The 1,773-nt window shown below is 40.0% G+C and carries 2 protein-coding genes; both read left to right on the top strand.

Annotated features, from left to right (window positions below; all coding sequences use genetic code 11):
* Positions 1-426, top strand: a 426-nt coding sequence (locus CXF78_RS16355) for a response regulator (protein ID WP_145991512.1), incomplete at its 5' end; no start/stop codon positions are given.
* A gap of 305 nt (positions 427-731) precedes the next feature.
* On the top strand, positions 732-1,773 hold a 1,042-nt coding region (locus CXF78_RS16350; RefSeq protein ID WP_145991511.1), incomplete at its 3' end, for a PAS domain-containing protein.

Raw genomic sequence — 1,773 nt, 5'->3', positions numbered from 1 at the left:
TGGCCATTTTATGATACGGATATTATTAACATGATTAACAAGCAAGCTTCACCAGAACCATTATCTATACTCGTTGCCGACGACAGTATTCCTAGTCAAGTTGCCACCCAAGCCATGCTTGAAAAGCTCGGCTGTAAAGTCGTGTCGGCTAATGACGGCAATTCAGCCCTAGCACTAGCACAACAACAACCTTTTGATTTAATTCTGCTCGATGAGCGCATGCCAGGATTGTACGGCAGCGATGTAGCTCAAAGACTGGTTAGCGATGACGCCATTAATCGGTTAACCCCTAAAGTGGCGTTAACCGGACTTACAGAACCCGATGAAATCCAGCATCTGTTTAGCAAAGGCATTACCCACTATTTAGAGAAACCAGTCACTAAGTTGGCATTAGAGAAATTTTTAGTTCAATGGCAGCCACAATAAAAGCCTTGTTCTACTTTATATACAATTGAGGGGATGACGGCATTTTCAAATATAGTGTTGGTATTGATTGGAACCTATATGACGACTTTTTATGGACGGCATTTTACATAGCGTCATTGAACAATCGTCACCGATTACCAACCTACTAAAAAATACTTTAACGCTAATACGACACCGTAGGAATTGATTATCCAATGTCGTTAATAAGCCGTCTGTTTCGTCAGTTTATAGCGAAGATGTGTTGCCACAATATACCCAATAGTGTCATTCGAACGACTTAAGCTAACCAATAAAGGCGGCTAAAAATGGCTGATGAATGTCAAGATGAGCTACAGGTTCAAATTCAACATGCACTTGTTGAAAAACTCTCTCATGCACAAAAACGTCAAACTAAATTACTCGAACTCTTAGATGAATGCATTTTTGAATGTAATGACAAACTTGAGTTAACGTATACCAATCCCGCTTGGAAAAAGCGATTAGGTTATGAGCGTGAGTCGTTAGAGAAAATGAATTTGTGTACGTTAATCAGTTCGTCAACGCAACTGGCATTACTTGAAGTGTGTCTGCATAAATTAGCCGATAGCCGTAACACTGCCCCAACCATTATTGAAGTTCAGCTTAAGTTAATCAACGGTCAGCATCACTGGTTTGAATTAAAGTTAGTGCAAGATGGTAGCGGTGGTTACATCGGTTCGCTGTTTGAAATTCAGCAGCATAAAGACATACAAGCACAACTACTTCATCAACAAAATTATGTTAAGCGTTTATCGTTAGTGGCCAGCCATACCAAAAATTTAGTGGTGATAACCAATCGCGAGGGATGTATTGAGTGGGTGAATAAAAGTTTCGAAGAAAGAACCGGTTATATCTTAAAAAATATTCTGGGTAAAAAACCGGGTTATCTATTGCAAGGTAAAGACAGCGATCCTCAAACTATCACCTTAATGTCAGAGGCATTGCGTCATGGTAGAAGCTTTCAAACCGACATTATTAATTATAATTGTCATGGAGAATCTTATTGGGTCAACATTAATACCAGTCCGGTTATTGATAGCACTGGCAACATTAGCCACTTTATTGCGGTACAAACCGACATTAGCGAAAACCGAGCAGCTTTAAAGGTTTTACAAGAAGCTAAATATCAAGCAGAGCAATTATCCGAAGCTAAAAGTCGTTTTATGGCCAATATAAGCCATGAAATTCGTACACCACTGAATGCGGTGATTGGTTCTGCTGATATCCTGCTCGAAAGCGGCTTAACCCGCGAGCAAACACGCTTTACGGACATGATCAGAACCAGTAGTGATGCATTGTTGAGTATCTTAGATGATGTGCTGACCTATT

Source organism: Shewanella sp. 11B5 (genome assembly GCF_002836795.1).
GTDB lineage: Bacteria > Pseudomonadota > Gammaproteobacteria > Enterobacterales > Shewanellaceae > Shewanella > Shewanella frigidimarina.
Note: the sequence above shows the minus strand (reverse complement) of the source record. Positions and strands in the feature narration are given on the sequence as shown.